Raw genomic sequence first — 7,346 nt, 5'->3', positions numbered from 1 at the left:
CTGCTGGACGACCCGAACTGCACACTCGACGGTGGGGCTGTGGTGCCGAGGCAGCGCGCAGCGGACCGGCAGCCCCCGGCAGCGCGCGTCAGGTCGCCGGCAGCGCCCAGTCCACCGGCGCCGACCCCTGGGCCACGAGCAGCTCGTTGACCCGCGAGAAGGGCCGCGACCCGAAGAACCCGCGGCGAGCCGACAGCGGGCTCGGGTGCGCGCTCTCGACGACCGGGGTGTCGCCCAGGAGGGGCTTGAGCGTCGCGGCGTCACGTCCCCAGAGGATCGCGACGAGCGGCTGGTCGCGGGCCACGAGGGCGCGTATCGCGGCCTCGGTGATGGCCTCCCAGCCCTTGCGGCGGTGCGAGCCGGTGTCGCCCGCGCCGACCGTCAGGACCCTGTTGAGCAGCATGACGCCCTGCTCGCTCCACGCGGACAGGTCGCCGTGCACGGGCGTGGGGGTGCCGAGGTCGGTCGCCATCTCGGCGTAGATGTTCTGGAGGGAGCGGGGGACGGGGCGTACGTGCGGCTGGACCGAGAAGGACAGTCCCATGGCGTGCCCGGGCGTCGGGTAGGGGTCCTGGCCCACGATCAGGACGCGCACGTCGGCCAGCGGACGCTGGAAGGCACGCAGGATGTCCGACGGCGCGGGCAGGTACGGGCGTCCGGCCGCGGCCTCGGCGCGCAGGAAGTCGCCCACGGCCCGGAGCTGGGGCTCGACGGGGGCCAGCGCCTCGGCCCAGTCCGGGGCCATGATCTCGGCGAGCGGACGGTGGGCGCCCTCGGACGTGCCGTGGGGCGCGGCGGCCGTGCCGGGCGCTGCGGCCGGGGCGGTGGGGCCGGGGGTGGCGGACGGGTCCTGCTCGAGGGACCCCGAGGTCGGTGGCGTCGCGAAGGTGTTCACGCGGCGAGGGTACGCGAGCGGGTGAATGACATGGTTGTGGTTCGCGCGTAGGCTGGTGCGGTCCAGGTGCCCGCCCCTCAGGAGCGGGTCGCGTCCCGACGAGTGAGGATCTTGCCCATGAGCGAAGCGTTCGCCGCGACCGAGCACCTCGTCGCGCCCACCGGGACGGACGACGCGCCTGTCGAGGGATCGGAGCTCTCGGCCCGTGACCAGGAGATTCTGGCCTTCGAGCGTCAGTGGTGGAAGTACGCCGGGGCCAAGGAGCAGGCGGTCCGTGAGCTCTTCGACATGACCGCGACGCGCTACTACCAGGCGCTCAACACCCTGATCGACTCGCCTGCGGCCCTCGCGCACGACCCCATGCTCGTCAAGCGCCTGCGTCGGATGCGGTCCACCCGGCAGCGGGCGCGGTCGGCCCGTCGCCTCGGCGACATTTAGTCGCTGGGCCAAGTCGGGCTAACCTGTCGCCGTGAGCAAGAGCGATTACCCCTACGCGCCTGACGAGTTCGACGTCCCCGCGCCCGAGGGCGCACCCGTGGGGGTCTATCGCGCTCCGCGCAGCGGCTGGAGCAAGACGTGGCCCTTCCTCCTCGTCGCGGTGATCTTCGCGGGTCTCGCGGTCGGAGGGGTCGCTGCGATCTCCGGCGGTCTCGGTCAGAAGTCCCCTGCGGAGGCCGACAAGCCCGCGGCGGAGCAGCCGGCCGACGGTGCGGCTGCTGAGGAGCCTCCGGCCGCGGAGGAGCCTCCCGCCGCGGAAGAGCCCCCTGCCGCTGAGGAGCCTGCGGCCACGGAGGAACCGCCCGCGGACCCCGCCACGGACCTCACGGCCCTGCTCGCAGCCGCGGACAAGGGCGCGTACGTCCGGGTCCTGAACGACGGCGGGCCCGCCGGTGAGGCACGGACCGGCAAGGACGCGCTGGACGCCAAGGGGTTCACCAAGACCAAGGCCGAGGACTACCCCGGCGACTCCGGGCTCACGGCGACCACCGTCTGGTACACCGAGAACCGCAAGGAGACGGCGACGGCCGTCGCAGCGATCCTCGGCATCCCGGCCGAGCAGGTGACCCAGGCGCAGGTGCGCGAGGGGGACGTGGTCGTCGTCGTGAAGTCGGCCCTCGCACCCGCTTCCTGATCGCCCGGCCCCGCTTCCGGCCACTGCTTTCCTCGTGTGACCTCTGCCACTAGGCTCGACCCCACCACGGGGCGTCCGATGCTCCGATGCTCGCATCCGGTTCGTACGCACGAGGAGACGTCGATGGCACAGGGCACCGTCAAGTGGTTCAACGCCGAGAAGGGCTTCGGGTTCATCACCCCGGCCTCGGGCGGGCCGGACCTCTTCGTCCACTACAGCTCGATCCAAAGCGACGGCTACCGGTCGCTCGACGAGGGGCAGCAGGTCGAGTACGAGCAGGGGCAGGGTCAGAAGGGCCCCCAGGCCGAGCAGGTGCGCGCGCTCTGAGCGCCGTGACCCCGGCCCGGCACCTGACCGAGGTGGACGTCGTCGTCGTCGGGTCGGGTCCCAACGGGCTCGCAGCGGCGGTGACGTGCGCCAGGGCCGGGCTGTCCGTGCGCGTCCTGGAGGCGCAGCCCACGGTCGGCGGGGGTTCTCGCACGCTGGACCTCGGGCTGGCCGAGGGCATGCTCCACGACATCTGCTCCGCCGTGCACCCCATGGCGTGGGCGTCGCCGTTCTTCCAGGCGTTCGACCTGCCGTCGCGCGGGGTCGAGCTGCTCGTGCCGGAGGTCTCGTACGCGCAACCCCTGCCAGGCGGTCGCGCGGGGATCGCCTACCGGGATCTCGACCGGACGGTCGACGGTCTGGGGCCCGACGGCGCCGCGTGGCGCTCGCTCCTCGGCTCGCTGTCCCGGCAGCCCGGGCACGCGGTCGCGACGGCGCTCGGTGACAAGCGCAGCGTCCCCGCGGGGCTCCTTCCGCGCGGGATCCCGACCGCGGCCCGTTTCGGCCTCGGTGTCCTCGAGCAGGGTACGAGCATGTGGGACCGGCGCTTCGTGGGAGACGTCGCACCGGCGCTCCTCACGGGGGTCGCCGCGCACGGGATCGCCCCCATGCCCTCGCTCGCGTCGGCCGGGGTCGCGATGCTCCTCGCCTCCCTCGCGCACACCGAGGGCGGCTGGCCGATCCCCCGTGGGGGGTCGGGAGCGATCGTGACCGCTCTCGTCGCGGATCTCGAGGCGCACGGTGGCCAGGTCGTGACCGACCACCCGGTCCGCTCGGAGTCGGACCTGCCTCCGGCGCGCGCGATCATCTTCGACACGACCCCGCGCACGGTCGTCGAGGTCTTCGGGTCCCGCCTGACGGGCCGGGCCGCGCGTGCGCTCACCGCGTTCCCCTACGGCAACGCGGCGGCCAAGGTCGACTTCGTCCTGCGCGGGCCGGTGCCGTGGCAGCACGCCGACGTCGGACGAGCGGGGACCGTCCACGTGGGTGGTACGCGCGCCGAGATGGCCGCAGCCGAGGCCGCGGTCGCTGCCGGCACGCACGCCGAGCGTCCGATGGTTCTCGTGAGCGACCCCACCGTCGTCGACCCGTCGCGCAGGGTCGGGGACCTGCGGCCCCTGTGGGCGTACGCGCACGTCCCCGCCGGCTCCACGCTCGACGTCACCGAGGCGATCACGGCACAGATCGAGCGCTTCGCGCCCGGCTTCCGCGACGTCGTCGTGACCTCGCGTTGCGTGCCGGCCGCGCGCATGAGCGAGCACAACGCCAACTACGTGGGTGGGGACATCGCGGCGGGGACGGTCAGCCTGTGGCGCGTGATCGCCCGCCCGACGGCGCGCCTCGACCCGTACGCGACCGGGCTCGACGGCGTCTACCTCTGCTCGGCCTCCACGCCTCCCGGACCCGGGGTCCACGGGCTCGGGGGCTGGTACGCGGCACGGCGCGTGCTGCACCGGGAGTTCGACGTGCCGCACCCGCCACGACTGGCGCCCTGACGCCGGGAGCGGGACGGAGCGGCCCGGGCCCATGGGGCGGGCCGGATCGCTCGTGAGGACGGACCCGGGAGCTCCGGGCCCGACGCAGCCGGGCAGGGCTCAGGAAAGCGCAGCGTCCTCAGCGCGCTGGTCCTCGAGCTCGACGAGCGTCAGCACCACGAGCGCCGAGCTCCACGTGAGCGGGGCGACCGCCGCAGGGGAACCGTCCGCGAGGACCTTCTCCGGGATCGCGCCCGAGGCGGTCCGATGGGTGTCGAGCCAGTCGAGCCAGCTCTCCGCGGCCTCGACCTCGCCGGTCGAAGCACCGGCCAGCGCGAAGAGGGCGGTCTGGGGCGTCCACGAGATGCCGTCGGTGCGCCAGCCCGCCCCGGGCGCCACCCCGCCCGCGGGCCGGAGCATCGACATGACCGACGACCGCCACGCCTCGTCGGCCCCCTCGAGGGCTGTGGGTTGGAAGGGAGGCAGGGCGAACGTCGTCGCCGCGTCCTGGGGGCCGCCGGACGCGTGCCGCGGGTAGCCCTGCGGTCCGAAGCGCTCCTCGATGGCCGTGCGCAGCCGCGCGGCGGCGCGGGCGGCGTCGGCCGCGGACGCCCACTGCTCACCGTCGGCGTAGATCGATCGGGCCGCCTCGAGGCCCGCGAGCAGGGGGGCCGCGGTGCCGAGCGTGAGCTCGGTCGGGTGGACCTCCCAGTAGTCGCTCGACGGCGGGGGCAGCGCGGTGTCCTCGTCGAGGATGCCCAGGACGTAGCTCGTCGACGCGTCGACGAGCGGGGCGAGCCGCTCGCGCGCTGCCGCACGGTCCTGGGGGGCCTCGATCTCGTCGAGCACGGTCCAGGCGGACCACAGGGCCCACCCGTTGCCGTCGGACTGGCCGCCCCGGTCGTCGGGCACGCCCGAGGCGTCCGGCAGGTAGCGGGCCTGGAACGATCCGTCGGTCTCCTGGACCGACCGGAGGAAGTCCAGCACTCGCAGAGCGTCGTCCACGTGACCGGTCCGTGCGTAGGCCGCCGCCGTGAAGGACGCGTCCCGGGGCCAGACGAAGCGCCACCTCGGGGAGGGGGCGGCGAGCGAGGCGCCGTTCACGAGCGTCAGGGCGTGCAGGTCGAGCAGCGCGTCCTCCCCGAGAGCGGCGAACCGGGTGCCCTCGCCGGGGAGGTCCCCCTCGGCGAGCCAGGCCCTGGAGGCGCCCGCTGCGCGCTCGGCGGCCTCCACGTCGAGGAGCCGGTCCGCCGTGAGGGGGGAACCGGCGATCACCGTGAGGCGGTCGACCTCGCCGTCGGCCGGATCGAGGCTGCCGGCGACCTGTGCCGGGTCGAGCGCGGCGGGGTCGAGGACGCGGCTGCCATCGAGGTAGGTGGCCGCCATGCCGTCCGGGAGGCGGAGCAGGGAGTCGTCCTCGGCCGTCGCGACGCCGTCCTGGTAGAGGTCGACGTGCGCGTCGGTCGGCAGGGGGACGGGGGTGGCACCCACCGTCACGAGCACCACGACAGGGGCGATCGCTGCTCCGAGCACCGCCAGTCGCCACCGCGTCGTCGCGAACCTCACACTGCGCATCCTAGGACGAGCCGGACGCTCGCTGTTCCGCTGCGGGCGATAGGGAGCAGCTGGCCTTGCACTCGCCCCTGCCGAGTGCCAATAATGGCGTTAGCACTCTCGGTATGAGAGTGACAGGTTTCTCTGGTCGTCAGGTGAGGCCCGCGAGTCGGCGTGACATGAACGCCGACGTGCGCGAGCCGTCCGTCGCGGGCGCCGACCGACCGTCACACGCCACCAGCGGAGGATCAATCCCCATGGCAAAGATCATCGCCTTCAACGAGGAGGCTCGTCGCGGGATGGAGCGCGGGCTCAACGTCCTCGCCGACACCGTGAAGGTCACGCTCGGCCCCAAGGGCCGCAACGTCGTCCTCGACAAGAAGTGGGGCGCGCCCACCATCACCAACGATGGTGTGAGCATCGCCAAGGAGATCGAGCTCGACGACCCGTACGAGAAGATCGGTGCGGAGCTCGTCAAGGAGGTCGCCAAGAAGACCGACGACGTCGCGGGTGACGGCACCACCACCGCGACCGTGCTCGCCCAGGCGCTCGTGCGCGAGGGCCTGCGCAACGTCGCGGCCGGCTCGAACCCGATCGCCCTCAAGCGCGGCATCGAGAAGGCTGTCGAGGCCGTCACGGCTCAGCTGCTCGTCGCCGCCAAGGAGATCGAGACCAAGGAAGAGATCGCCGCCACGGCCGCGATCTCGGCCGGTGACCCCGCGATCGGCGAGCTCATCGCCGAGGCCCTCGACAAGGTGGGCAAGGAAGGCGTCATCACCGTCGAGGAGTCGAACACGTTCGGCCTCGAGCTCGAGCTCACCGAGGGCATGCGCTTCGACAAGGGCTTCCTCGCCCGCTACTTCGAGACCGACCCCGAGCGTCAGGAAGCGGTCCTCGAGGACCCGTACGTCCTGATCGTCGAGTCGAAGATCTCGAACGTCAAGGACCTCCTGCCGCTGCTCGACCAGGTCATGAAGGCCGGCCGCAGCCTCCTCATCATCGCCGAGGACGTCGAGGGCGAGGCCCTGGCCACCCTCGTGCTGAACAAGATCCGTGGCACGTTCAAGTCCGTCGCCGTCAAGGCTCCGGGCTTCGGCGACCGCCGCAAGGCCATGCTGCAGGACATCGCGATCCTCACCGGTGGCCAGGTCATCTCCGAGACGGTCGGCCTCAAGCTGGAGACCGCGACCCTCGACCTGCTCGGCCAGGCTCGCAAGGTCGTCGTCACCAAGGACGAGACCACGATCGTCGAGGGTGCCGGCGACGCCGACCTCATCGCGGGTCGCGTGAACCAGATCCGTTCCGAGATCGAGAAGTCGGACTCCGACTACGACCGCGAGAAGCTCCAGGAGCGCCTCGCCAAGCTCGCCGGTGGTGTCGCTGTCATCAAGGCCGGCGCCGCGACCGAGGTGGAGCTCAAGGAGCGCAAGCACCGCATCGAGGACGCCGTCCGCAACGCGAAGGCTGCCGTCGAGGAGGGCATCGTCGCCGGTGGTGGCGTGGCCCTCATCCAGGCCGGCGCCGTCGCGTTCGAGACCGCTGCCATCACCGACCTGGTCGGCGACGAGGCGACGGGTGCGCAGATCGTGCGCGCCGCGATCGACGCCCCGCTCAAGCAGATCGCGATCAACGCCGGTCTCGAGGGTGGCGTCGTGGCCGAGAAGGTCCGCAACCTCCCCTCGGGCCACGGCCTGAACGCCGCGACCGGCGTCTACGAGGACCTGCTCGCCGCAGGCGTCAACGACCCGGTCAAGGTCACGCGCTCCGCGCTGCAGAACGCTGCGTCCATCGCAGCGCTCTTCCTCACGACCGAAGCGGTCGTCGCGGACAAGCCGGAGAAGAACCAGCCGATGCCCGGTGGCGACGGCGGCATGGGCGGCATGGACTTCTGATCCGTCCGCTCGTGCGGTCGGGCTCGTAGGAGCCCGCGCAGCTCGACACGAAGGGCCGTCCGGCCAGGGAG

The 7,346-nt window shown here is 72.6% G+C and carries 7 protein-coding genes; 5 read left to right on the top strand and 2 right to left on the bottom strand.

Annotation, left to right across the window (positions count from 1 at the left end; genetic code table 11):
- Positions 1-88: 88 nt before the first annotated feature.
- Complete coding sequence (locus ACFRCR_RS15020) at positions 89-895, bottom strand: uracil-DNA glycosylase (RefSeq protein ID WP_377678625.1); 807 nt, start codon at positions 893-895, stop codon at positions 89-91.
- 117 nt (positions 896-1,012) lie between these two features.
- On the opposite strand from ACFRCR_RS15020, the gene ACFRCR_RS15015 reads away from it, so the two are divergent.
- The 4 genes from ACFRCR_RS15015 to ACFRCR_RS15000 all read left to right on the top strand — a co-directional run bounded on the left by ACFRCR_RS15015 (position 1,013) and on the right by ACFRCR_RS15000 (position 3,850).
- Positions 1,013-1,333 (top strand): DUF3263 domain-containing protein, encoded by a 321-nt coding sequence (locus ACFRCR_RS15015; protein ID WP_377678623.1) that lies wholly within the window; start codon positions 1,013-1,015, stop codon positions 1,331-1,333.
- A gap of 31 nt (positions 1,334-1,364) precedes the next feature.
- On the top strand, positions 1,365-2,027 hold the full coding sequence (locus ACFRCR_RS15010; RefSeq protein WP_377678621.1) for a LytR C-terminal domain-containing protein: 663 nt from the start codon (positions 1,365-1,367) through the stop codon (positions 2,025-2,027).
- Between the two features lie 123 nt (positions 2,028-2,150).
- Positions 2,151-2,354, top strand: coding sequence for a cold-shock protein (locus tag ACFRCR_RS15005; RefSeq protein WP_191796250.1), 204 nt, complete (start codon positions 2,151-2,153; stop codon positions 2,352-2,354).
- Positions 2,355-2,359: 5 nt separating this feature from the next.
- Entirely contained in the window at positions 2,360-3,850 is a 1,491-nt protein-coding gene (locus tag ACFRCR_RS15000; protein WP_377678619.1) for a phytoene desaturase family protein, read from the top strand.
- 99 nt (positions 3,851-3,949) lie between these two features.
- Here the strand turns inward: ACFRCR_RS15000 and ACFRCR_RS14995 are convergent, their stop codons facing one another.
- Positions 3,950-5,404 (bottom strand): glycoside hydrolase family 15, encoded by a 1,455-nt coding sequence (locus ACFRCR_RS14995; RefSeq protein ID WP_377678617.1) that lies wholly within the window; start codon positions 5,402-5,404, stop codon positions 3,950-3,952.
- A 236-nt stretch (positions 5,405-5,640) separates the two neighbouring features.
- Between ACFRCR_RS14995 and groL the strand changes: the two genes are divergently transcribed.
- Complete coding sequence (groL, locus tag ACFRCR_RS14990; RefSeq protein WP_138822894.1) at positions 5,641-7,275, top strand: chaperonin GroEL; 1,635 nt, start codon at positions 5,641-5,643, stop codon at positions 7,273-7,275.
- Positions 7,276-7,346: the final 71 nt, after the last annotated feature.

Origin of the sequence: Oerskovia sp. NPDC056781, from assembly GCF_042789955.1 — a bacterium.
GTDB classification, from domain to species: Bacteria; Actinomycetota; Actinomycetes; order Actinomycetales; family Cellulomonadaceae; genus Oerskovia; species Oerskovia rustica.
The sequence above is the reverse complement of the archived record's forward strand: the minus strand, read 5'-3'. Positions and strand labels throughout refer to the sequence as shown.